The sequence below is a fragment of the Pseudomonas sp. B21_DOA genome (assembly GCA_030544685.1).
Taxonomy (GTDB): Bacteria; Pseudomonadota; Gammaproteobacteria; order Pseudomonadales; family Pseudomonadaceae; genus Aquipseudomonas; species Aquipseudomonas fluorescens_AO.
The window spans coordinates 1,261,126-1,283,490 of the sequence record CP086683.1 but is presented as its reverse complement, the minus strand read 5'-3'; the positions used below and the strand labels follow the sequence as shown (position 1 = coordinate 1,283,490).

19 protein-coding genes and 3 pseudogenes are annotated in these 22,365 nt (G+C 60.0%); 12 read left to right on the top strand and 10 right to left on the bottom strand.

Annotated features, from left to right (window positions below):
• Positions 1 to 6: 6 nt before the first annotated feature.
• From LJU32_05995 to LJU32_05985, 3 genes are read left to right on the top strand one after another with little or no spacing between them, the layout of a single operon-like run.
• Positions 7 to 1,815, top strand: a complete 1,809-nt coding sequence (locus LJU32_05995) for a sensor histidine kinase (protein ID WKV89867.1) — start codon at positions 7 to 9, stop codon at positions 1,813 to 1,815.
• A complete protein-coding gene (locus LJU32_05990; GenBank protein ID WKV89866.1) occupies positions 1,812 to 3,194 on the top strand; it encodes a sigma-54 dependent transcriptional regulator in 1,383 nt (460 codons plus the stop codon). Before LJU32_05995 ends, LJU32_05990 begins: the two co-directional genes overlap by 4 nt.
• Entirely contained in the window at positions 3,191 to 3,646 is a 456-nt protein-coding gene (locus LJU32_05985) for a thioesterase domain-containing protein (GenBank protein WKV89865.1), read from the top strand. The genes LJU32_05990 and LJU32_05985 overlap by 4 nt, the downstream gene beginning before the upstream one ends.
• A gap of 201 nt (positions 3,647 to 3,847) precedes the next feature.
• Here LJU32_05985 and cysQ read toward each other — a convergent pair whose 3' ends face one another.
• Both cysQ and nudE read right to left on the bottom strand, forming a co-directional pair.
• The gene (gene cysQ, locus LJU32_05980) at positions 3,848 to 4,675 is read right to left on the bottom strand and encodes a 3'(2'),5'-bisphosphate nucleotidase CysQ (protein ID WKV91047.1); all 828 of its coding nucleotides are present in this window, start codon (positions 4,673 to 4,675) and stop codon (positions 3,848 to 3,850) included.
• 7 nt (positions 4,676 to 4,682) lie between these two features.
• Positions 4,683 to 5,252, bottom strand: coding sequence for an ADP compounds hydrolase NudE (gene nudE, locus LJU32_05975; protein ID WKV89864.1), 570 nt, complete (start codon positions 5,250 to 5,252; stop codon positions 4,683 to 4,685).
• An 88-nt stretch (positions 5,253 to 5,340) separates the two neighbouring features.
• On the opposite strand from nudE, the gene yrfG reads away from it, so the two are divergent.
• Positions 5,341 to 6,003, top strand: a complete 663-nt coding sequence (yrfG, locus tag LJU32_05970; protein WKV89863.1) for a GMP/IMP nucleotidase — start codon at positions 5,341 to 5,343, stop codon at positions 6,001 to 6,003.
• 116 nt (positions 6,004 to 6,119) lie between these two features.
• Here yrfG and lysM read toward each other — a convergent pair whose 3' ends face one another.
• The gene (gene lysM / locus LJU32_05965; protein ID WKV89862.1) at positions 6,120 to 6,560 is read right to left on the bottom strand and encodes a peptidoglycan-binding protein LysM; all 441 of its coding nucleotides are present in this window, start codon (positions 6,558 to 6,560) and stop codon (positions 6,120 to 6,122) included.
• Positions 6,561 to 6,698: 138 nt separating this feature from the next.
• Here lysM and LJU32_05960 point away from each other — a divergent pair.
• The 4 genes and pseudogenes from LJU32_05960 (at position 6,699) to LJU32_05945 (ending at position 11,676) form a co-directional block, all read left to right on the top strand.
• Positions 6,699 to 7,584: pseudogene (locus LJU32_05960) on the top strand (LysR family transcriptional regulator).
• A gap of 92 nt (positions 7,585 to 7,676) precedes the next feature.
• Positions 7,677 to 8,516 (top strand): formate dehydrogenase accessory sulfurtransferase FdhD, encoded by an 840-nt coding sequence (fdhD, locus tag LJU32_05955; protein WKV89861.1) that lies wholly within the window; start codon positions 7,677 to 7,679, stop codon positions 8,514 to 8,516.
• A pseudogene (locus LJU32_05950) lies at positions 8,513 to 10,860 on the top strand (FdhF/YdeP family oxidoreductase). Before fdhD ends, LJU32_05950 begins: the two are co-directional and overlap by 4 nt.
• 330 nt (positions 10,861 to 11,190) lie before the next feature.
• A complete protein-coding gene (locus LJU32_05945) occupies positions 11,191 to 11,676 on the top strand; it encodes a hypothetical protein (GenBank protein ID WKV89860.1) in 486 nt (161 codons plus the stop codon).
• Positions 11,677 to 11,730: 54 nt separating this feature from the next.
• Here LJU32_05945 and LJU32_05940 read toward each other — a convergent pair whose 3' ends face one another.
• The 3 genes from LJU32_05940 to LJU32_05930 all read right to left on the bottom strand — a co-directional run bounded on the left by LJU32_05940 (position 11,731) and on the right by LJU32_05930 (position 15,587).
• Positions 11,731 to 12,162: an acyl-CoA thioesterase gene (locus LJU32_05940; GenBank protein ID WKV89859.1), complete on the bottom strand. Its 432-nt coding sequence runs from the start codon at positions 12,160 to 12,162 to the stop codon at positions 11,731 to 11,733.
• Positions 12,163 to 12,302: 140 nt separating this feature from the next.
• Positions 12,303 to 13,529: a 3-hydroxyacyl-CoA dehydrogenase family protein gene (locus LJU32_05935; protein ID WKV89858.1), complete on the bottom strand. Its 1,227-nt coding sequence runs from the start codon at positions 13,527 to 13,529 to the stop codon at positions 12,303 to 12,305.
• Between the two features lie 123 nt (positions 13,530 to 13,652).
• Positions 13,653 to 15,587: a RecQ family ATP-dependent DNA helicase gene (locus tag LJU32_05930; protein WKV89857.1), complete on the bottom strand. Its 1,935-nt coding sequence runs from the start codon at positions 15,585 to 15,587 to the stop codon at positions 13,653 to 13,655.
• Positions 15,588 to 15,886: 299 nt separating this feature from the next.
• Between LJU32_05930 and LJU32_05925 the strand changes: the two genes are divergently transcribed.
• The 3 genes and pseudogenes from LJU32_05925 (at position 15,887) to LJU32_05915 (ending at position 18,071) form a co-directional block, all read left to right on the top strand.
• Positions 15,887 to 17,029 (top strand): hypothetical protein, encoded by a 1,143-nt coding sequence (locus tag LJU32_05925; protein WKV89856.1) that lies wholly within the window; start codon positions 15,887 to 15,889, stop codon positions 17,027 to 17,029.
• 195 nt (positions 17,030 to 17,224) lie between these two features.
• Positions 17,225 to 17,800, top strand: a complete 576-nt coding sequence (locus tag LJU32_05920) for a hypothetical protein (GenBank protein WKV89855.1) — start codon at positions 17,225 to 17,227, stop codon at positions 17,798 to 17,800.
• Positions 17,800 to 18,071: pseudogene (locus tag LJU32_05915) on the top strand (type II toxin-antitoxin system RelE/ParE family toxin). Before LJU32_05920 ends, LJU32_05915 begins: the two are co-directional and overlap by 1 nt.
• Here LJU32_05915 and LJU32_05910 read toward each other — a convergent pair.
• The 3 genes from LJU32_05910 to hslO form a co-directional block, all read right to left on the bottom strand.
• Complete coding sequence (locus LJU32_05910; GenBank protein WKV91228.1) at positions 18,043 to 18,234, bottom strand: hypothetical protein; 192 nt, start codon at positions 18,232 to 18,234, stop codon at positions 18,043 to 18,045. The pseudogene LJU32_05915 and the gene LJU32_05910 sit on opposite strands and share 29 nt — an antisense overlap.
• A gap of 13 nt (positions 18,235 to 18,247) precedes the next feature.
• Positions 18,248 to 19,789, bottom strand: coding sequence for a phosphoenolpyruvate carboxykinase (locus LJU32_05905; protein WKV89854.1), 1,542 nt, complete (start codon positions 19,787 to 19,789; stop codon positions 18,248 to 18,250).
• 181 nt (positions 19,790 to 19,970) lie between these two features.
• Entirely contained in the window at positions 19,971 to 20,873 is a 903-nt protein-coding gene (gene hslO / locus LJU32_05900) for an Hsp33 family molecular chaperone HslO (protein WKV89853.1), read from the bottom strand.
• Between the two features lie 106 nt (positions 20,874 to 20,979).
• Between hslO and LJU32_05895 the strand changes: the two genes are divergently transcribed.
• A complete protein-coding gene (locus tag LJU32_05895; protein ID WKV89852.1) occupies positions 20,980 to 21,780 on the top strand; it encodes a phosphatase PAP2 family protein in 801 nt (266 codons plus the stop codon).
• A gap of 97 nt (positions 21,781 to 21,877) precedes the next feature.
• On the opposite strand, the gene LJU32_05890 is transcribed toward LJU32_05895, so the two are convergent.
• Positions 21,878 to 22,285: an RNA-binding protein gene (locus LJU32_05890; GenBank protein WKV89851.1), complete on the bottom strand. Its 408-nt coding sequence runs from the start codon at positions 22,283 to 22,285 to the stop codon at positions 21,878 to 21,880.
• Positions 22,286 to 22,365: the final 80 nt, after the last annotated feature.

The following is a 22,365-nucleotide window of genomic DNA, read 5'->3' as shown; positions in this document are numbered from 1 at the left end:
CGGCTCATGAAACCATCGCTTCCCCGCAGACCCCGCTGGCGCAGCCTCGCGCTGTTGGCCCTGTGCCTGGCGCCACTGCTGTGGCCGTTGGAACATCTTGCCGAACGCTATTACCGCAGCGAACTCGCCGGGCAGAACCGCCAGACCCTCGATCTCTACGTCGCCAACCTGCTCGGCACCCTGCATCGCTATGAAGTGTTGCCGCAGATTCTCGGCGATCTGCCGGCCCTGCGCGCGGTGCTCGGTGCGCCAGACGACGGCGTCACCCAAGGCAATGCCAATCGCCTGCTGAACAACATCGCCGCGCAGACCGGCGCTGAAGTCATGTACCTGATGGACACGTCCGGTCAGACGCTGGCGGCGTCGAACTGGGACAAACGCGACAGCTTCGTCGGCCGCAATTTCGCCTTCCGCCCGTATTTCAGTGAAGCCATGGCCGGGCGCCTCGGACGCTTCTTCGGCCTCGGCACCACGTCGGCCAAACGCGGATACTTCTTCGCCGCCGCTGTGCGCAACGGCGAGAAAATCATCGGTGTGCTGGTGATCAAGGTCGACCTCGACCACACCGAAAGCCTGTGGGGCAAGACGCCGGAACAACTGCTGGTGACCGACCATAACGGCGTGGTCATCCTGACGTCGCGCCCGGAATGGCGTTTCCGCGCCACTCGTGAGCTGAGTGAAACCGAGCGCGCTGCAATCACCGCGATCCAGCCCTACCCGACCCGCGAACCCCGGCCACTGAACCTCAGTTCCGACGCTTGGCTGACGCAGACCCACGACATCGCCGAAACCGGCTGGAGCGTCAGCATCCTCGCCCCGCGTACACTGATCGATCGCCCGGTGCGCACGGTGGTCGCGATCGGCGGTGCCACACTGTTGGTGGTCATGTTGCTGGTGGGTTTGATGATGCAGCGCCGCCGCCATTATCTAGAGCGCATCGCCTTCGAGGCCAAGGCACGCCGCGAGTTGGAGGGCCGCGTCGCCGAACGTACCAGCGACCTGGAAGGCCTCAACCGCCGTTTGAAACAGGAAGTGCTTGAGCGTGAGCACGCCCAGCAGGAGCTGGTGCGCGCTCAGGACGACTTGGTCCAGGCGGGCAAATTGTCGGCGCTGGGGACCATGTCGGCGAGCATCAGTCACGAACTCAATCAACCGCTGGCGGCGATTCGCAGTTATGCGGAGAACGCCGAAGTGCTGCTCGATCATCAGCGCACCGAGGACGCCCGGGGCAACCTCAAGCTCATCAGCGAACTGACCGGGCGCATGGCCTCGATCATCGCCCACCTGCGCGCCTTCGCCCGCCGCGATCGCCACGCACCGGAAAGCGTTGCCCTGCAACCGGCGCTGGACGATGCGCTGGCATTGCTGGCCAAACGTCGGCGCAGCATGGAAGTCGAATTGATCCGCGACTTGCCCGCAGCCACGCTGTGGGTCGAGGCCGGCGAAACCCGCTTGCGTCAGGTGCTGGGCAATCTGCTGGCCAACGCCCTCGATGCGCTCACCGAAAAAGGCCCGCCGCGCAAATTGTGGCTGAGTGCCGAAGCCACCGCCGACGGCGTCAATCTGTACATTCGCGACAACGGCCCCGGGTTCTGCATGGAAGCTCTTGGCCGCGCCAGCGAGCCCTTTTACACCACCAAGACCCGCACCCAGGGTCTGGGTCTGGGACTGGCCATTTGTGAAACGCTGATGCGCGCCTTTGGTGGCGAGCTGTCGTTCGCCAACCACAAGCAAGGCGGCGCCCTGATCACCCTGCGCCTGCGCGCCGGCGCGCCCGGAGTCAGCCTGCAACCGTCAGAGGATCGAAGTGCATGACCATCGACAATCGCATCCAGGTAGTGTTGATCGACGACGATCCGCACCTGCGCCAAGCCCTCGGCCAAACGCTGGATCTGGCCGGCCTGAAAATCCTGCCGCTGTCCGAAGCCAAGGGCCTGGCCGCGCAACTTGAGCGTGACTGGCCCGGCGTGGTGGTCAGCGACATCCGCATGCCCGGCATGGACGGCCTCGAACTGTTGAGCGAGTTGCATGCACAGGATCCGGAGCTGCCGGTGCTGCTGATCACCGGCCATGGCGACGTACCGCTGGCGGTGCAGGCGATGCGCGCCGGTGCTTACGATTTTCTGGAAAAACCCTTTGCCAGCGATGCGCTGCTCGACAGCGTCCGTCGCGCCCTCTCGCTACGGCGTCTGGTGCTGGACAACCGCAGCCTGCGTCTGGCGTTGAGCGACCGCAACGAACTGAGCGCGCGACTGGTCGGCCATTCGACGCCAATGCTGCGCCTGCGTGAGCAGATCGGTGCGCTGGCGGCGACCAAGGCCGATGTGCTGATCCTCGGCGAAACCGGTGCCGGCAAAGAAGTCGTGGCCCGCGCGCTGCACGACTTGTCGAGCCGCCGCAACGGTCCGTTCGTGGCGATCAACGCCGGCGCCCTGGCGGAGTCGGTGGTGGAAAGCGAGCTGTTCGGTCACGAACCCGGCGCCTTCACCGGCGCGCAGAAACGCCGCATCGGCAAATTCGAATTCGCCAACGGCGGCACGCTGTTTCTCGACGAAATCGAAAGCATGAGCATGGACGTGCAAGTGAAACTGCTGCGCATGCTGCAGGAGCGGGTCGTCGAACGTCTGGGCGGCAATCAGTTGATCCCACTGGACATCCGCGTCATCGCCGCGACCAAGGAAGACCTGCGTCAGGCGGCGGATCAGGGACGCTTCCGCGCCGACTTGTATTACCGCCTCAACGTCGCGCCGCTGCGCATCCCGCCGCTGCGCGAAAGGGGCGAAGACGCACTGGTGCTGTTCCAGCACTACGCCGATGAAGCCAGCGCCCGCCACGGCTTGCCGCCCCACGAACTGCAACCGGCACACCGCGCCTTGCTGCTGCGCCACACCTGGCCGGGCAACGTGCGCGAACTGCAAAATGCTGCCGAACGCTTCGCCCTTGGGCTTGAGCTGGCACTGGACAACAGCGCTGATGGCAGCGGCGGCACGCCTGTCGAAGTGGTCAGTGGCGGCCTCAGCGAGCAAGTGGAAAACTTCGAGAAATCGCTGATCGCCGCCGAATTGGCGCGCTCGCACAGCTCGGTGCGCAGCCTTGCCGAAGCCTTGGGCATTCCGCGCAAGACCCTGCATGACAAACTGCGCAAACACGGTCTGAATTTCGGCGACAGCAGCCACGGGGAAGACAACGAATGAGCAGCGTAAGCGCATACCTGCAAACGGTGCTGCATCACGACATTCCGCTGACTGCCGAGATGGGACTTGAAGTTCTCGAATGGCGGGATCAGCAACTGCGCCTGCACCTGCCGCTCGCGCCCAACGTCAATCACAAGAGCACCATGTTTGGCGGCAGCCTGTACTGTGGCGCGGTGCTGGCCGGTTGGGGCTGGTTGCATCTGCGGTTGAAGGAAGAAGGGATTACCGACGGACACATCGTCATTCAGGAAGGGCAGATCAGTTATCCGCTGCCGGTAACCGGGGACGCCGTGGCTATTTGCCCGGCGCCGGATGCGGCGATTTGGAAACGCTTTGTGGCGATGTATCGGCGTTATGGGCGAGCTCGGTTGACGCTGGATACGCGGATCCTGAATGCGGGAAGTGAGGACGTTGCGGTGAGATTTACCGGCCAGTACGTTTTGCACCGTTGAAGATCAAAGCCCCCTCACCCTAGCCCTCTCCCGAGGGAGAGGGAACCGATACGGAGGTGCTGCAGATTTACGTCGACCTGAAACTGCTTCGCCGAATCCACAATCGACTCGATTCTCCAGGTCCGAGCATAGCGCCAGACAACTCGGTCGGCTCCCTCTCCTGGGGAGAGGGCTGGGGTGAGGGGATTCCGGATCAGAACATTAACCTCGGGCCAACTCCAACAACCGAGCTCGCCACGCAGCCTTCGCCGGCAGCGCCAGAAAGAACTCGTTCAACAGCGATTCCCGCGCCGGATAACAAAACGCTTCACCGCGCAGATCGAGCACTTCGCCACCAGCCCCTTCCAGCACGCCCTGCGCTGCCGCCGTGTCCCACTGCGAAGTCGGCGCCAGGCGTGGATAGCAATCGGCAGCACCTTCGGCCAACAGGCAGAACTTCAAGGAACTGCCGATATTGGCCAGTTGCAGCTCACCGAGACTGGCGCTCAACCCGGCCAGCAAACGCTCTTGCTCCGGACTAGAATGTCGACGGCTGGCCACCACGGTAAACGCCTCCCCCGGTGCAGGCACATCGCGCACCTGAATCGCCGTCGGCGTACCACTCTTGTCGCCACGCCAGGCACCGAGTCCGGCACCGCCGACGTAAAAGCGACCGTTGGTCGGCATCGTCACCACGCCAAACACCACCCGGCCATTTTCAATCAGCGCGATGTTCACGGTGAATTCCTCACTGCCACTGATGAATTCCTTGGTACCGTCCAGCGGATCCACCAGCCACCAGCGCTGCCAACTGGCGCGCACGCTCTGCGGGATATCGGCGTCCTCTTCCGAGAGCACCGGAATGCTCGGATCCAGCGCCGTCAGCCCGGCGACGATAAGATGATGCGCAGCCAGATCGGCGGCCGTCACCGGCGAATCATCGGACTTGGCGGTGACTTCAACGCCGGCACGCCAGAACGGCAGAATTGCCTCGCCAGCCTGTAAAGCCAACTCAATTACCGGTGCCATCAGCGGATGGGGAAAATTCATCGAGGTCTCACTCATAGCTGAACATCCCGCGCTGGCGCAGCAGATCACGGGTCAAATACAGCGCCGCCAATGCGCGGCCTTCGGTAAATTGCGGATTCAGCGCCAGCGCCGACAGTTCGCGCAGGTTGACCCTGTCGACCCGCATCGGCTCCGGCTCATCGCCTTCCAGCCGTTCTTCGTAGAGATCGGTGGCCAGCACCACTTGGATCTTCTGGCTCATGTAACCGGGTGACAGCGACAGTTCGGTCAAATGTTCAAGTTGGCGCGCGCCATAACCGGCTTCTTCCTTGAGCTCCCGCTCGGCCGCCGCCAGCACGTCTTCGCCCGGCTCAATCAAGCCTTTGGGCAGAGACAATTCGTACTCGTCGGTGCCGCCGCAATATTCCTCGATCAACACCGCGTGTTCGGCATCAAGCATCGCGACGATCATCACCGCGCCGTAGCCCGCACCCTTGCCGACCAGACGCTCATAGGTGCGCTCCACGCCATTGGAAAATCGCAGCTTGAGTTCTTCGACGCGAAACAGGCGACTGGTGGCGACGATCTCGCGGGCGAGTACGGTGGGTTTCTGGCGCATGCAAAGCTCCTTGGCGTGAACGCGCTACTATAACGCGGCTTTCCCGATTGTTTGCGTCGGATATCCTTTCACCGTTCGAGACGTTGCCATGCCTTCTTTACCGTGGTCCGACATCGATACCGTTCTGCTCGACATGGACGGTACGCTGCTGGATCTGCACTTCGACAACCACTTCTGGCTCGAGCACCTGCCCCAGCGCTACGCCGAACTGCACGGCATCAGCCGGGCCATGGCCGAGCTGGAATTGCAGCCGCTGTTCGAACGCCACGCCGGCCAGTTGCAGTGGTACTGCCTGGATTTCTGGAGCGCGGAACTGAAATTATCGGTGCGCGAACTGAAACAGGAAACCGCCCACTTGATCGCCCTGCGCGCGGATGCCGACACCTTTCTCGACGCGATCAAACGCGCCGGCAAACGGGTGATCATGATCACCAACGCGCACCGCGATTCGTTGTCGTTGAAACTGGAACGGATTGAACTGGCACCGTACTTCGAACGGCTGATCAGCTCGCACGACTATGGTTATCCCAAGGAGAACCCGCAGTTCTGGGATGCCTTGCAGGCGGACATCGGGTTTGATCCGGCGCGCAGCCTGTTTATCGACGACACCTTGCCGATCCTGCGCAGTGCGCGGGATTTTGGCGTAGCGCATCTGCTCGCGGTGAAAGAACCGGACAGCCGCAAAGGGCCCAAGGACACGGCCGAGTTTGCCGCAGTCGAGGACTACCGCGATCTCATCACCGGACTCTGATCCTTGTAGGAGCTGCCCAAGGCAGCGATCTTTTGATCTTGCCCTTGATTGAAACAAGCTCAAAAGATCGTCCGATCGCGGCCCGAGCCTTCGGCAGCGCCTACATGGACAGCGCGTTATTTTGGAATGCGCAGCTTTTGCCCCGGATAAATCTTGTTCACATCCTTGAGCATCGGTTTGTTGGCTTCGAAAATCTTCTCGTACTGGTTGGCATTGCCATAGACGCGCAGGGAAATCGCACTGAGCGTGTCACCTGCCTTGACCTCGACAAACTCGGCAGCCACGACGACCGGTCCGGTCACCGTGATCTGATCATCGACACTGCCTACGCCCGCAATGTTGCCCACCGCGAGCAGAATCTTTTCCTTCTCTTCCTGGCTTGCCACCTCACCGGTGATTGTCACCTTGTCGCCATCCACGGTCGCCTGCACGTTGGGATTGCCCAGCCCGACCTTGCTGATATGTTCCTTCAACTGCTCGCTGGCATTGGCGTTTCCGGGAGTCAACAGATCAAGCAGTTTCTCACCGGCTTCTTTGACAAAACTCAAAAGGCTCATTGCATTCACTCCATGGAATAAAGGGTCAGTCGTCCAAGCCTAGACCACCCCAGCCGAACCCGGTTCCAGTCCGACCAATGACGCTGCCGCGCCGCAGGCGGTAGAATCGCCACACCCCGCCAACCGCCCGGAGCGAAGATGGACATCAAGCAGCTGAAATTCCTCATCGCCCTCGACGAAACCCGCCATTTCGGCCAGGCCGCCGCGCGCTGCCACATTACCCAGCCGACCCTGTCGATGCGTTTGCGCAGCCTCGAAGAAGAACTTGATCTGCCATTGGTCAACCGTGGCCAGCGCTTCGAAGGCTTCACCGCACCGGGCGAACGCGTGCTGGCGTGGGCGCGTACGGTGCTGGCGGCTTACGATGGCCTGCAGGCGGAAGCGGCGGCCTGTCGCGGCAACCTGATCGGTACGCTGCGCCTGGGTGTGGTGCCGCTGTCGAGTTTCGATCCGTTGCCGCTGATGCAACGTCTGCACGCGGCGCATCCGGAACTGCGCTTCGAGCTGTCGTCGCTGAGCTCGGAGCAGGTGCTCGAACACCTGGCGAACAACCGCATCGACATCGGCGTGTCGTATCTGGAACGTCTGGACAGCGAGCGCTTCGATTCGCTGGCCTTCAACGAAACGCGCATGGGCCTGCTCTACGACGAGCGCTCGTTCAGCTTCGGCGAAGCACCGCTGAGCTGGGAATCGCTGATCGAACTGCCGCTGTGCATGCTCACCAGCGGCATGCATTTTCGCCAGTCCATCGACCACAACTTCCACAGCCGTGGCCTGACGCCGCAACCGCTGCTGCAAACCGATGCCGTGCATCAATTGCTGCAAGCGGTCCACGGCGGTTTTGCTGCGCGATCATGCCCCTCGACGGCGGCGCGGAAACCCTCGCCGATCATCTGCGTCTGCAACCGATCGAAAATGCCCACACCCTCGCGCCGCTGGGGCTGATCATGCGACGAGGGCACCCCGCTCAGCGCTGGCGGAAGCCTGTTTCGCGCTCTATCAAAAATCACCAAACGACGCTTGATCGACGGCATCTATCGGTAGATCGGTAATAGCGATTAGACGCGACAACTTGCCGCGCCTAGTCTTGACCTAGATCAAACCGTCGGTGATGCCATGAACGCCAAGCGCCCAGCCTGCGCGGCGCCAGCAATCGAAACGCCCGCGCCTGCCGCCAGCCAGACCTACAGCTACAGCGATCTACCCCTTGAGGCATCGGCCAGCACCGCGCTGGCCGAGGAAGTCGCGTTGGCGATCGCCTACAACGGCATCAGCCAGGCAGTGATGCTGGTCACCCCGACCGACCTCGAAGATTTCATCGTCGGTTTCAGCCTCGGCAGCGGCATCATCGAAGACGCCAGCGATATCTACGATCTGCAACTGACGGGTGCAGGCTCGGCGCAATACGCGCAGGTGACCATCGCCAATCGCGCATTCTGGAACCTCAAGCAACAGCGTCGGCAGTTGGCCGGCACCAGCGGTTGCGGATTGTGCGGCGTCGAAGCGGTTGAACAGGCGTTGCCTGATCTCAAGGTATTGCCTGGCGCAGCCTTGCCACCGATCGAATGGCTCGACGGCTTGCGCCAGCGCATCGGCGCGTTCCAGCCGCTCGGCCAACACTGCGGCGCGGTGCATGCGGCGGTGTTCATGAATGCCAGCGGTGACTTGCTGCTCGGCCGCGAAGACATCGGCCGCCATAACGCGCTGGACAAGCTGATCGGCGGACTGATCCGCCAGAAGATATCCACAGAGGGCGGGCTGGCGATCGTCACCAGCCGTTGCAGCCTCGAATTGATCCAGAAAGTCTTGCGTGCCGGCATCCAGACCCTGGTCAGCCTGTCGGCACCCACCGGCCTGGCCGTGCAATGGGCCCGGCGCCACAACCTCAATCTCATCCACCTGCCGCAGAAAAGTGCGCCGCGGGTGTACAGCCCCGCGATGGAGAATCAAGCGTGAGCCAACATCATCAAGCCGACCAGAAACCTGTCCCGCGTTACAAGCCTTACAAAGGTGCCGCCGGCGGCTGGGGCGCCCTGATCAGTGTGGCCCAGGCGTGGCTGACCAGCGACAACGCCCTGAAAAACCTGCGCATGATGCTCAAGACCAACCAGAACGGCGGTTTCGACTGCCCGGGTTGCGCCTGGGGTGATTCGCCGGAAAGCGGCATGGTCAAGTTCTGTGAGAACGGCGCCAAAGCGGTGAACTGGGAAGCGACCAAGCGTCGCGTCGATGCGAAATTCTTCGCCAAGCACAGCGTCACTTCCTGCTGGAGCAGAGCGATTACTGGCTGGAATATCAGGGTCGCCTGACCGAGCCGATGGTCTACGACGCCGAGTCCGATCGCTACAAGCCGATCAGTTGGGAAGATGCCTTTGCCCTGATCGGCAAGCACCTGCGCAATCTGCCAAGCCCGGATCAGGCCGAGTTCTACACCTCGGGCCGCGCCAGCAATGAAGCGGCGTATCTGTATCAGCTGTTCGTGCGGGCTTACGGCACCAACAATTTCCCTGACTGCTCGAACATGTGCCACGAGGCCAGCGGCGTGGCGTTGGCGCAGAGTGTCGGGGTCGGCAAAGGCACCGTGACTTTCGACGACTTCGAGCACGCCGACGCGATTTTCGTCTGGGGCCAGAACCCCGGCACCAACCATCCGCGCATGCTCGAACCATTGCGTGAAGCAGTGAAACGCGGCGCCCAAGTGGTATGCATCAACCCGCTGAAAGAACGCGGTCTGGAGCGTTTCCAGCATCCCCAGCACCCGATCGAAATGCTCACCAATGGCGACAAGCCGACCAACACCGCGTACTTCCGCCCGGCACTCGGCGGCGACATGGCGGTGCTGCGCGGCATGGCCAAGTTCCTCCTGCAATGGGAACGCGATGCACAGAAGGCTGGCGAGCCGGCGGTGTTCGACCATGATTTTCTCAATGCCCACAGCGCCAACGTGCTGGAGTACCTCGCCATCGTCGACGACACCTCGTGGGAGCAGATCGTCGAGCAGTCCGGCCTGACGCTGGTCGAGATCGAGCAAGCCGCGCGCATGTACGCCAAAGGCAAGAACGTGATCATGTGCTGGGCCATGGGCATCACCCAGCACCGTCATTCGGTGCCGACCATCCAGGAAATCGCCAACCTGATGCTGCTGCGCGGCAACATCGGCAAACCGGGCGCCGGTCTGTGCCCGGTGCGCGGCCACAGCAATGTGCAGGGCGACCGCACCATGGGCATCAACGAGCGTCCGCCGGTGGCGTTCCTCGATTCGCTGGAGCGTCGCTTCCAGTTTAAGGTGCCGCGTCATAACGGTCACAACGTGGTCGAGGCAATCCATGCGATGGCCGAAGGTCGCGCCAAGGTGTTCATCGGCTTGGGCGGCAACTTTGCCCAGGCCACGCCGGACAGCTCGCGCACCTTCGAAGCGCTGCGCAACTGTGACCTGACCGTGCAGATCAGCACCAAACTCAACCGCAGCCACCTCGCTCACGGTAAAGACGCGCTGATCCTGCCGTGCCTGGGCCGTACCGACATCGACATCCAGACCGAAGGGCCGCAAGCGGTCACCGTGGAAGACTCGTTCAGCATGGTCCACGCCTCCAACGGGCAACTGCAGCCGCTGTCGAACCAGATGCGCTCGGAGCCGTCGATCATCGCCGGCATCGCTGCCGCGACACTGGGCAGCCAACCGGTGGACTGGAACTGGCTGGTGGCCGATTACGGGCGCATTCGCGAACTGATCGCCGATACCATCCCGAACTTCAAGGACTTCAACGACAAGATCAAGAACCCGGGCGGTTTCTATCTGGGCAACTCCGCTGGCGCTCGCAAGTGGAACACGCCGTCGGGCCGTGCCAATTTCCGCGCGAACCAGTTGCCGAAGGATCTGGTCCACGAGCGCACCCGTGCCACTGGGCAAGTGCCGGATCTGATCCTGCAATCGATGCGTTCCCACGATCAGTACAACACGACGATCTATGGTCTCGACGACCGTTATCGCGGCGTGAAGGGCCAGCGTGACGTGCTGTTCGCCAACGAGGCCGACATCATTCGTCTGGGCTTCCGTCCGGGACAGAAGGCCGACATCGTGTCGATCTGGGACGATGGTCGTGAGCGCCGCGTGAAAGGTTTTACATTGTTGGCGTTCGATATTCCTGCGGGGCAGGCGGCGGCATACTATCCGGAGGTCAATCCGCTGGTGCCGCTGGAAAGTACGGGCGATGGCAGCCACACGCCGACGTCGAAGTTCATTGCGATCCGGCTGGAGGCGGCGAGTGAGACGGGGTTGATCATGGCTAAATCGGCCTGAAGGGGTGTCAGTACCGGCCTATTCGCGAGCAAGCTCGCTCCCACATTGGAATGCGTTTCAAATGTGGGAGCGAGCTTGCTCGCGAGGCGCTGGGACATTCAATACATTTCTTCCTGCCTGCAAGTTTTGAACGCCCACAAAAAAGGCCGTTTTTGCATAAAAACGGCCTGTCCGAAGTAGCTAAAGACCGGCGAAAATCGGTTAAGTTCCGGTGAAAAAACAGTAACTTGCAATCTTGTATACAAGTCGTGTTATTCGTCGGATTTCGATTGTCACGCCCATTGCAGAGCCTCAGGATCGGCGCCGTCATCCCTTTGAGGCTCATCCTCTATGAAGTTCTCCTCGATTCTCTTGTTGTCCCTTGGCCTGGTCAGTGGCTTCGCTTCTGCCGGAGGCACCACCGAAGCAGGTGTGGGCGGCGCATTGGGCGGGGTTCTTGGCTCGGTCGTCGGTCAATCGCTAGGCGGCAATACAGGTTCCACCATCGGCGCAGCCCTGGGCGGCGCGGGTGGTAGCGCAGTCGGCGCAGACAAACGCAGCCGCGGCGAAGCGGCCATCGGTGGTGCACTGGGTGCAGCCGGCGGTAACGTGGTTGGTCGCAGCCTCGGCGGCACCACCGGCAGCCTGATTGGCTCCGCCGCAGGTGGCGGCGCGGGCGGCGCGCTGGGTAACTACATGGGCAACAAGAGCGACGACGATGATCGTCGTTACGACCGTCGCCATGATGACCGTCGCTATTACCGCGACCGTGGTCATCCAGGTCGCGGCCATGCCTACGGCCACCGCAAGCATCACAAGTACTATCGCCACCACTAAGGCGAAGGCTTGAACGAAAATCGCAGCCCTTGTGGCTGCGATTTTTTTGCGCCTTTAGATGACCAACCGCTGCAGAGCTCCGCGCAAACCGGCAGGAATCGGCACTGGCTGATTGCTCGCCCGATCGACAAACACATGCACGAATCGCCCCGCCGCACACGCCTCGCTTTCGCCGACCTTGAACACAGCCAGTTCGTATTGCACTGAACTGTTGCCCAGCTTGCCGACCCGCAGCCCGATCTCGATCAGATCGGGGAAAGCGATCGAGGCAAAATAATCGCAGGCCGAACTGACCACGAATCCCACCACTTCGCCGTCATGGATATCCAGGCCACCGACCTGGATCAGATAAGTGTTCACCGCCGTGTCGAAGAAGCTGTAGTAGGTGACGTTGTTGACGTGACCGTAGGCGTCGTTGTCGTGCCAGCGTGTGGTGATGGGCTGGAAGTGGGGGTAGTCGCAGCGTTGCGGTGTCGGGTTGGGCATTGATCAGGGATTCCTTCGGATTTTCGGCGAGTCTAATTCAAACCGTGGCAGGCCCTTCGCGAGCAGGCTCGCTCCCACATTGGATCGCGCTCTTCTGTGGGAGCGAGCCTGCTCGCGAAAGTCAGCACAGCCGACCGGTGTCAACGCTCAGTAAACCCCTTCCCCTGCGCCGCCAGTTCGCCAATCAAGCGCGCCGGCTTCCACTGATCGCCCTGTCGCGTCTCCAGCGCCAGCAAGCGCTGATGAATGTCCGCCAGCCCTTGCTGATCCGCCCAGGCCATCGGCCCGCCCTTCTCCGCTGGAAAGCCATAGCCATTCAAGTACACCAGGTCGATGTCATGGGCTGAGCCGGCTATGCCTTCCTGCAGGATCTTCGCGCCTTCGTTAACCAGCGCCAGCACACAGCGCTCAAGGATTTCTTCAGGGCCGATGTCGCGACGCTGGAAACCCAGCTCCTCGCTGACCCGCAGCACCAGCGCATCCACTTCAGGATCATGCTCGGCCTGGCGGCTGCCCGGCTCATAGTGGTAGTAACCGTTACCGGACTTCTGCCCGAACCGGCCCAGTTCGCACAAGCCGTTATCCACCTGAACTTCCGGCGCATCCTGCCCTTTGCCAGCCAGTTCGCGGGCACGCCACTCCAGATCAATGCCAACCACGTCGTACATGCGAAACGGTCCCATGGCGAAACCGAAGCCCTGTAGCGCGGCATCCACCTGCTGTGGATACGCGCCTTCGAGGAGCATTTTGCGCGCTTCCAGTACATACGGATGCAGCATGCGGTTGCCGATAAAACCGTGACAGTTGCCCGACACCACGCTGACCTTGCCCATGCGCTTGCCGAGCGCCAGCGCTGCCTCCAGCGCCGCCGGCGATGTTTGCGCACCGCGCACGATTTCCAGCAGTTTCATGATATGGGCCGGGCTGAAGAAGTGCAGACCCAGCACCTGTTCCGGGCGCCGGGTTGCGGCGGCAATCGCGTCGATATCCAGCGCCGAGGTGTTGCTCGCCAGCAGAGCCTCGGGCTTGAGCAGTCCGTCGAGTTCGCGAAAGATCTTCTGTTTCAGCTCGAGGTTTTCGTACACCGCTTCGATCACCAGGTCGACATTGCGAATCGCCGCGTAATCCGCCGCCGCAGAGACGCGAACAATGCGCGCGTCCGCCTCGCCCTGATCGATGCGGCCCTGACGCACGTTGTGTGCATAGGTTTCGGCGACCGCTGTCAGCGCTTGCTCGAGCATCTGTGGACTGTTATCTACCCACTGCACGCTCACGCCAGCATTGGCCAGGCACATGACAATGCCACGGCCCATGGTGCCCGCGCCGATCACGGCAGCCTGCTGAATATCGAAGAGTGTCTGGCTCATGTTGTTCTCTTGTTGGCGATCCGAAGACAGATTCCAACCTTAGTCAGGCAACGGCGCTTTTTGAAGTTTATTAGCGTGATGATCGACATTCAGCGGATGGATGCAGCGCCCACAGACTCTCTGCTAATTGAGCAAGTGACTGTCCGCCCAATCGCGGACCTCTGCGTAGGGATACTCTTCCAACGTAGCAAAACCCGGTATCGCCCGCGCCTTGAGTTTGGTGAACAACGGCACGCTGATTCCGCACAGGAATCGCGTCAAGCGTTCGGCCGAGGGAACACCGCCTGTTTGCTGCTCATGCCTGTGGATAAATTCACCACACAGTTCTGCGAAGTTTTTATCCACAAGCGGCGGCAATGGCGGCGGCTCGGGCAACCGCGCGATCTGGCCGTAACATACCGAACAATGGCCGCAATGCTCAGGGGCATTGTGATCACCGAAATACTCGGCCAAGCGATAACCCAGGCAGCGTTCGGTGGCGAACAGGTCAAGCATGGCGTGAATCCGCGCCACTTCGGTCTGCTCGTGGCGAGTGAAGTATTCGTGCAGCTCAGCGCTCAGGGCATCGCTGTGAAAATCGCTGTGCAGCAGGCTGTAAACCTCGGTCATCTGCTTGCTTTCAAGCTCGACCCAGCCCTTTTCCTGGAAATAATCCAGCGCCGTCACCACCCGATTGCGCTCGGCCGAATACTGCGAGTACATCGCCTCGAAATTCACCGTGGCCCAAGTGCGTGCGCGAGTTGACGTCTGGATGATCGCCGCAACGAAATCCCTGCGCTCGCCTTCGAAGCGCTGGAACAGTGCTTCAGGCTCAAGCAGGTATTTGAAGCGGTACTCGGCGTAATAGGCGTAACGCGGCGCGATCAGACCTCGCAGTTCCAGCTGCACCAGCAACGTCTTCAACGGCAACGAACGAATATTGCTCTGATCGGCCAGTGGCCCAAGCAGAAACTCCCACTGTCCTTCCGGTACCGAGGCTTTGAGCTCGTCGAGTACATAACGAATCCCGTCGCGTTCGGGCGTGTCGCCATAAACAAAATTTTCCAGCACGTTGAGGCTGTCGCGATTGGCCAGTACCAGGCAATCCGAAGGCTGCCCGTCACGCCCGGCGCGGCCGATCTCCTGACTATAGTTTTCGATGGATTTGGGCAGATCGAAATGCACCACGTTGCGGATGTCGCTCTTGTCGATGCCCATGCCGAAAGCGATGGTGGCGACAATGCAGTTGGACTGCCCGGCCATGAAGCGGCGTTGAATGCCTTCACGCTGATCATGCGGCAAACCTGCGTGGTAAGCCTCGGCCTGGATTCCATTGCGTTGAAGGTGCTCGGCGATGTGCTCGGCGGTCTTCTGCAACGTCACGTAGACAATGCTCGGTTGCCCTGGGCGTTCGGTCATCCATTCGACCAGACGCCGGCGCTTGTCCTGACCGCGTACAGGCTCGACCAATAGGTTGAGGTTGGGCCGATAGAAACCGGTGGTGACCACATCGTCCGGAGCAATGGTGAATTTGGCCTGCATGTCGGCGATGACTTTCGGCGTGGCTGTGGCGGTTAGCAGCAGTGCCTGCGGGATGTTGAACTGACGCTGGTAGTCGGGCAGTTTCAGGTAATCCGGCCGAAAGTTGTGGCCCCATTCAGAAATGCAGTGCGCCTCGTCGACCACCAGTAACGAGATCGGCACCTGCTGCAGGAAATTGCGGAAGCGCTCATTTTTCAGGCGCTCGACGGAAATCATCAAAATCTTCAATTCACCCGAACGCGCACGGGCCATGACATCGCTGGCATCCTCGCGGCTCTGCGCCGAATCGATGCTTCCGGCCGAAATGCCGTGGCGCTTGAGAAACGCCAGTTGATCCTGCATCAACGCCAGCAACGGCGAAACCACCAAAGTCAGGTGTGGCAGTAAAAGTGCCGGCAGTTGGTAGCAAAGGGACTTGCCGGAGCCGGTGGGAAAGATCGCCGCTGCCGAACGCCCCGCCAGCACCGCGCTGACAGCGGCTTCCTGACCGGGTCGAAACTGGGGATAACCAAAAACCTGTTTCAGGGTGTCGTGCATTTGCTGTCACTCCTTTGACTGCTGCCATGTCCAAAGACTAGCGGGCGATTGCAGCGAGTCGAGAAAAGGTTGGAGGTAAAATCGATACGGAATAATACAGGGTATCAAGCGCAGACGAGGGTTCATCAGGTAGATGAAGTCTCCAGACAACTAAAAATTCCTGCAATAAAAATTTTATTACAGACCAAACAACAATGGATTTATTAAAAACTACAAGAATCGAAACAACGAAAAACTTTATCAATCCAATCAACCGCAACTAGATTGCTTGCTCTTCCAAATAGAACGAGAGCAACAAAATGACAACTTTGACGATATTTTTCTGCGGCACCGGCTCCAACAAGTTTGATGACAAACATAAAAGCTTCTGGGATGGCGAAATCGTTTCTACGCTTGCTGCGCACCACAGCGGACGGGAATTTGCAGAGTGGATCGTCGTCGACGGCCCGGGCAGCGGCAATCTGCAAGCCGATGACCTGTTCACCAAGACCTCTGAATACGGCTTGTCCGGTACTCTGTTCGGTAAAGGCTGGGACGAAAACGTGCAACACGCCGTGAACATTATCAAAGGCAAATGCGACTGGCAGCGCAAACAACTGACTGAGACAGAATATAACCGCCTTAAAACCGCAGGCATTCCGATTGACGATGTGAAAGTTGAAGGCTCCTGGTTCTGGCGCCAGTACAACTATGGCGATCGTAGTATTACCCAACAGAAATTACAGGAACAAATCATCAAGACTTTCCGCAAGGACGGCGTTATTCCGACACGAGTCAATCTGGTCGGCTGGAGCCGTGGCGGTATCAGTTGCCATATGCTCGCCAACGCAATGTTCAAGGACGCTGCACTCAAACATATTCCCGTGAATATCTTTGCGGTTGACCCGGTTCCGGGAATCGGCAACTTCCAGGAAAACCGCGTGAAACTCGAATCCAACGTCAAGGAATACATCGCCTTCTATGCCCGCGATGAGCGTTCGAAGGGCTTCAGCTGCGTGATTCCGCAAACCGCAACCGGCACAAAAACCTCGATCTATCCAATGGCCGGTCGCCACGCCACCCTCGCCGGCAACGCCACGGCACTCGGCGGCGAGCCGAGCAGCAGCAGCGACCTCAACGCGCTGATCGAACCCGGCCGTATCGTTCGCCATCTTGCCGAGACCTGCCTAAAGCGCTGGGGCGTGCCATTGAGCAAGACCCTTAACCTGAGCGATGCCGACCTGCTTCGTTTCACCGGCGCCATCGTCAGCGACGAAGCCCGCTACAAGAAGATGCACAGCCAGTCCTACACCTATTTCACCGAACTGGATAAAGGCGAGCGCTATGTCTCGCTGGGCAGCAAAGGCGTGCCGTTTTCCGCGGTCAAAGGCACGATCTACCGCCCGGCAACCGGACTGACCACGAGCCTGCTGGATATTTCCGGCTACCAGCATCTGCGTTGAAAGGCGTTGAAGCGACAGTAGTGACTGTCTGACACATTGTTCGTCCCGTTCCTACTTCACCCGATGCCTTGTCGGCTATCGCGAGCGGGTGGTGCGAACCTATAGTCATGGTGTCGCTGCTTTGGTCAGCGACACCCACATCACCCACGCCCTGTACCTGCTGACACAGAACGGCTGCGACCTGCTGCAAGTCAGATGCCCCGGCCCAGTAACAAACGAAACATCATCGCTGCACACGCCGTGTCCAGCACCAGGAGTCAAAATTTGCAAACTACTATTGATTGCGTACGATGGGAGCCATCACTCAACGAAGGGCTCGCATTTATGGCCAGCACTGAAATCATCGATCACAGCACCCTCGTTCGCTTGGTCGAAAACGGTTCTGTGAGCGGCACAAACATCGTCGCGAAACCAGGAGGCTGGTCGGTCGAGGTTCGGCAAGGCAGCCGCAAATGCGCGCTGACAGCACAACGCAGTGGTCAGGTGCGCCTGTTCAAGAAGCTGGAGACGCTGGTGACCTATCTGCAGGGCTTGGGCATCAGCCAATTCAACGTGAATGCCTCCGATTATGACCCGCAGCAACTGAAAACCTACGCCCGGCCCGATCGCTCTGAAGCGTTGAAACAAGCCCATGAAGCGGCCGCTTATGAGGAATGGTTCAAGCGACAGGTGCAGATCAGCATCGATGATCCAAGGCCAAGCATCAGCGATGAAGATGCTCGCCGAATATTCGCCGCCAAGCGTGATGCCCTGCGTCAACGAGGGCGCTGATGAGGTTGGTCTGGCGCCCGGAAGCGCTTGCTGACCGAGACCGGATAACGGATCGAATCGGTCAGGACAACCCAGACGCTGCTGCGGATCTCGATGAGATGTTCGAATCAAAAGGGGAAATAGCAAGACAGCGCCCAACCTTGTACCGAAAGGGCAGGGTCCTCGGAACACGTGAAATCGTTGCGGCCGCCAACTACGTCATCGTCTACGCAATCAAAAAAGACCGGGGGAAGTGCTGCGTGTCATGCATGCACGGCGGCAATGGCCTTAGTTAGAGGATCATGTTGCAGTACTGTTAATGGAATGATTCTGGCCGTATCACGCCAAAAATGAATGGATATTGCTACATGGCAAGTGAAGAACCCCGTTGAAATCAGCTTACCCAAATCTTCGCCTATGAAAAAACCGCCCCAAAGGGCGGTTTTTTTATTCACTGCAAACCACTACTTACAACTTCGGCCCAGCCGCCTTGATCGCGTCGCTCACTTCGAACTTCTTGAAGTTCTCGATGAACAGACCGGCCAGTGCTTTCGCTGCCTCGTCGTACGCAGCCTTGTCAGCCCAGGTGTTGCGTGGGTTGAGCAGGTTGGTATCAACGCCCGGAACGGCCAGTGGCACGTCGAGGTTGATGGTGTCGAGGTGTTCGGTGGCAGCACCGATCAGTGCGCCGCTCTGGATCGCTGCGATCACTGCGCGGGTGGTCGGGATGTTGAAGCGTTGGCCGACACCGTGGCCGCCGCCGGTCCAGCCGGTATTGACCAGGTAGACCTTGGAGCCGAAACCGCGAATGCGCTTGATCAGCAGTTCGGCGTATTCGCCAGCCGGACGCGGGAAGAACGGTGCGCCGAAGCAGGTGGAGAAGGTCGACTTGATGCCGCTGCCCGAACCCATTTCAGTCGAGCCCACCAGTGCGGTGTAGCCGGACAGGAAGTGGTAGGCCGCTTGCTCTTCGTTGAGGATCGACACTGGCGGCAGCACGCCGGTCAGGTCGCAGGTCAGGAAAATCACCGCGTTTGGCTCGCCACCGAGGTTCTTCTCGGAACGTTTGGCAACGTGCTCCAGCGGGTAGGCGGCGCGACTGTTCTGGGTCAGGCTGACATCGGCGTAGTCGGCGTGCTTGGCGTCGTCGATAACGACGTTTTCCAGCACCGCGCCGTGCTTGATGGCTTTCCAGATGACCGGCTCGTTCTTCTCGGAGAGGTCGATGCACTTGGCATAGCAACCGCCTTCGATGTTGAACACCACGCCTTCGCCCCAGCCGTGTTCGTCGTCACCGATCAGGTAACGGCTTTCGTCCGCCGACAGGGTGGTTTTACCGGTGCCCGACAGACCGAAGAACAGGGTCACGTCGCCGTCTTCGCCGATGTTGGCAGCGCAGTGCATTGGCAGCACGTCAGCGGCCGGCAGCAGGAAGTTCTGCACCGAGAACATGGCCTTCTTCATCTCACCGGCGTAACGCATGCCGGCGATCAGCACTTTCTTCTGCCCGAAGTTGATGATCACGCAACCATCGGAGTTGGTGCCGTCACGCTCAGGCACGCACTCGAAGTTGGCGACGTTGAGCACTTGCCATTCTTCACGGCCAGCCGGGTTGTACTGGGCCGGATTGATGAACAGGCAACGACCGAACAGGTTCTGCCAGGCAGTCTGGGTGGTCATTTTCACGGCCAGGTAGTGATCTTCCGCCGCGCCTACATGGACGTGGGAAACGAAGTGCTCTTGCGCGTTGTTGAAAGCCTCGACGCGAGCCCACAGGGCATCGAACTTGTCGGCCGGGAACTTGCGGTTGATCGGGCCCCAGGCGATAGCGGCCTGGGTGGAAGGCTCTTCAACGATGAAACGGTCGACTGGCGAACGGCCGGTGCGGTGACCGGTGCGAACAACCAAGGCGCCGGTATCGGCAAGCTCGCCTTCACCGCGATTCAGGGCTTCTTTTACCAGATCATCAACACTCAGATCGGTGTACACGGCGTTATTGGCTTGCGTCATGAGGTTCCCCGTCGGCCAGCGGCCGAGTGTGCTCCAAACGTTTTGTAGTAGAAAGTCGTGCACTACTACCGCGAAAAAAGTGGGCCGGATTATGCCAGAAAAGCCCAAAAAGAGTAGGGTCCTCCCGTCGTAACGGCGATATTCCGTCATTGCGCAGTGAATTTACCTGCGCTGAACCGTTTTAGTGACGGGTATCTGACGGCGTATCGACGCCCGCGCCAGCGAACAATTGAGTGATATCAGCCGCGTCGAACAGGTACTGCTGATTGCAGAACTGGCAATCGATCTCGACTTTGCCACCCTGCTCGGCGGCCAGCGCCAGCGCATCCTCCAGCCCAAGACTGACCAGCGCATTGCCGGAGCGTTCCCGCGAGCAGCTGCAGCTGAAGCGCAGATGCTGCACATCGAACAGACGTACCTGCTCCTCGTGATACAGCCGATGCAGCACGGTTTCGTTGTCGAGGCTGAGCAATTCATCGGCGCTCAGAGTGCTGGCCAACGCGGTGAGATGCTGCCAGCTAGCAGCGCGGTCCTCTTCGTCTTTCAAGCGATCGGCAGGGAGTTGTTGCAGCAGCATGCCGCGTGCACGACGACCATCGGCGAACAGCTTGAAGCGTGTGCCGACCTGCTGCGACATGACGAAATAGTTGGTGAAGCAATCGGACAGGGTTTCGCCGTCGAGATCGACAATGCCCTGATAGCGCTGGCCCACAGTCGGATCGACAGTCAGGGCCAGAACGCCGTTCGGCATCAGGTCGCTGAGGGTAGCGTCGGCCGCGATCTGCTCGGCGTCATAGCGCGCCAGGCCACGGATTTCGCGCTCGCTGGAGCACTCGATCATCAGCAGCGGAATCGGCCCTTCCGAGCGCGCCTGCAAAATCAACAGGCCATCGAACTTGAGCGTGCCGACCAGCAACGAAGCGGCCGCCATCAGTTCGCCGAGCAACTGTGCGACCGGCTCCGGGTACGGGTGTTTGGCGAGGACTTCGGCGTAGCTGCGCTCCAGCGCTACCAGTTCGCCGCGAGTGTCGCTGTCATCGAAGATGAAGCGTTGAGTGAAATCGGTATCCGCTAGGTCGGTCATAGGTCTGGGTATCTGAATGTGATGACAAAATGATTACAAAACGTGAAAATTTGCGCTTGCTGGCACTTTTTTGGTGCCGGCGCTTTTTCGCCATGGGAGGCATTTTATGAACAATCCGGGTTTGTTCCAATCAAGGTGGAACCTCGGCCGGCTGGTTCTGTGTAACGTAGTGCCGTTGGCGCTACTGGCTTTCTGGTTATGGCCTACCGGCCAGATGCTGTGTGTGATTTTCGACGAGTGGCTGTTCCGCTCACTGAATGCACCGCTGGCCAGCAACCCGATATGGCTCCACATCTGGGCAATTGCAAGTCTGCGCCCGTTCGACATCGTCGTCGGACTGATTCTGCTGACGCTGCTGATCAAGGGCGACTGGGTCTTCAGGGCGATCGACGTGCGCCGCGCATTCTTCGGTTTTTTCTCCATCCTGCTGTTGATGGTGGTGATTCGCGCGCTGTTTTCCAAATTCGCCGACCATATGGGCTGGCAGCACAGCAGCCCGTCGATGGTGCTTGAGGGCGCCGTACACATCAGTGATTACTTTCCGCACCTGGAAAAAACCTGGGAGCTGAAGGATCGCTCGGGCCAGAGCTTCCCGGGTGATCACGCTTCGGTGCTGTTGATCTGGGCACTGTTCATGGGCGTGTTCAGCCGCACGGTCGGGCAATTTCTGACGGCCTGGGGTCTGGCAGTGTTGTTCATGCTGCCGCGTCTGGTGGCCGGCGCGCATTGGGGCCAGGACGATTACATCGGTGGCGTACTGCTGGCGGTATGGGCGTTGGGCTGGGGCTACTACACGCCGTTTGCCTTTCACGCCGCGAACTTCTGGTTGAAGCTGACCGCCCCGGTTTTCGCATTGCTGGCCAAGTTGCCGCTGGTGTCGCGGATGAGTGTGGTGCGTAGCGCCTGATTCCGCGTCGTAGTCGATTCGCAAGCATGCTCGCTGCCACAGACGACTCGATCAAATGTGGGAGCGAGCCCGCTCGCGAAGAGGCCGGCATAACGTTTCAATCTTCGTTGCTGCTACCGCGAAACTTGAACAAATCACGCCGCTGCTTTTTGCTCGGCTTGCCATCGGTGCTCACGCCCAACGACCCTGCCTTGCGCATCGCCGCAGCTGCTTCGCGCTTGGCGATACTCGCTTCGGTCTCGGCATACAGGGTCTGCGCCTCGGGTGCGCCCCGACGCACGATCGACAACGCCTCGACCCTCACCGTGCGCACTTCGAAGCCGGTGCGAATCTCGAACTCGTCACCGATGCGTGGTTCCTTGCCCGGTTTGCAGCGCTCGCCACGGCAATGCACCTTGCCACTTTCAATGGCTGCTTTGGCCAGCGCACGGGTCTTGTAGAAACGCGCCGCCCACAGCCATTTATCGAGACGGACCTTGTCGTCCTCTTCCTGCTTCTGTCCCATATGAATTCCTCGCTCAGCCAGTAGTCGGAACTGTACTACCGTTTCTGTCGGGCGCAAGAACTCGGCCCACCAGATAGACT

What these genes read in the sequence shown, in the direction of transcription:
- LJU32_05890 (WKV89851.1), bottom strand. Translation starts at nt 22,285, where the DNA reads ATGGGACAGAAGCAGGAAGAGGACGACAAGGTCCGTCTCGATAAATGG.
- LJU32_05925 (WKV89856.1), top strand. Translation starts at nt 15,887, where the DNA reads ATGACAACTTTGACGATATTTTTCTGCGGCACCGGCTCCAACAAGTTT.
- LJU32_05995 (WKV89867.1), top strand. Translation starts at nt 7, where the DNA reads ATGAAACCATCGCTTCCCCGCAGACCCCGCTGGCGCAGCCTCGCGCTG.
- yrfG (WKV89863.1), top strand. Translation starts at nt 5,341, where the DNA reads ATGCCTTCTTTACCGTGGTCCGACATCGATACCGTTCTGCTCGACATG.
- nudE (WKV89864.1), bottom strand. Translation starts at nt 5,252, where the DNA reads ATGCGCCAGAAACCCACCGTACTCGCCCGCGAGATCGTCGCCACCAGT.
- LJU32_05990 (WKV89866.1), top strand. Translation starts at nt 1,812, where the DNA reads ATGACCATCGACAATCGCATCCAGGTAGTGTTGATCGACGACGATCCG.
- LJU32_05920 (WKV89855.1), top strand. Translation starts at nt 17,225, where the DNA reads ATGCCCCGGCCCAGTAACAAACGAAACATCATCGCTGCACACGCCGTG.
- lysM (WKV89862.1), bottom strand. Translation starts at nt 6,560, where the DNA reads ATGAGCCTTTTGAGTTTTGTCAAAGAAGCCGGTGAGAAACTGCTTGAT.
- LJU32_05905 (WKV89854.1), bottom strand. Translation starts at nt 19,789, where the DNA reads ATGACGCAAGCCAATAACGCCGTGTACACCGATCTGAGTGTTGATGAT.
- hslO (WKV89853.1), bottom strand. Translation starts at nt 20,873, where the DNA reads ATGACCGACCTAGCGGATACCGATTTCACTCAACGCTTCATCTTCGAT.
- LJU32_05935 (WKV89858.1), bottom strand. Translation starts at nt 13,529, where the DNA reads ATGAGCCAGACACTCTTCGATATTCAGCAGGCTGCCGTGATCGGCGCG.
- LJU32_05930 (WKV89857.1), bottom strand. Translation starts at nt 15,587, where the DNA reads ATGCACGACACCCTGAAACAGGTTTTTGGTTATCCCCAGTTTCGACCC.
- cysQ (WKV91047.1), bottom strand. Translation starts at nt 4,675, where the DNA reads ATGAATTTTCCCCATCCGCTGATGGCACCGGTAATTGAGTTGGCTTTA.
- fdhD (WKV89861.1), top strand. Translation starts at nt 7,677, where the DNA reads ATGAACGCCAAGCGCCCAGCCTGCGCGGCGCCAGCAATCGAAACGCCC.
- LJU32_05940 (WKV89859.1), bottom strand. Translation starts at nt 12,162, where the DNA reads ATGCCCAACCCGACACCGCAACGCTGCGACTACCCCCACTTCCAGCCC.
- LJU32_05985 (WKV89865.1), top strand. Translation starts at nt 3,191, where the DNA reads ATGAGCAGCGTAAGCGCATACCTGCAAACGGTGCTGCATCACGACATT.
- LJU32_05945 (WKV89860.1), top strand. Translation starts at nt 11,191, where the DNA reads ATGAAGTTCTCCTCGATTCTCTTGTTGTCCCTTGGCCTGGTCAGTGGC.
- LJU32_05895 (WKV89852.1), top strand. Translation starts at nt 20,980, where the DNA reads ATGAACAATCCGGGTTTGTTCCAATCAAGGTGGAACCTCGGCCGGCTG.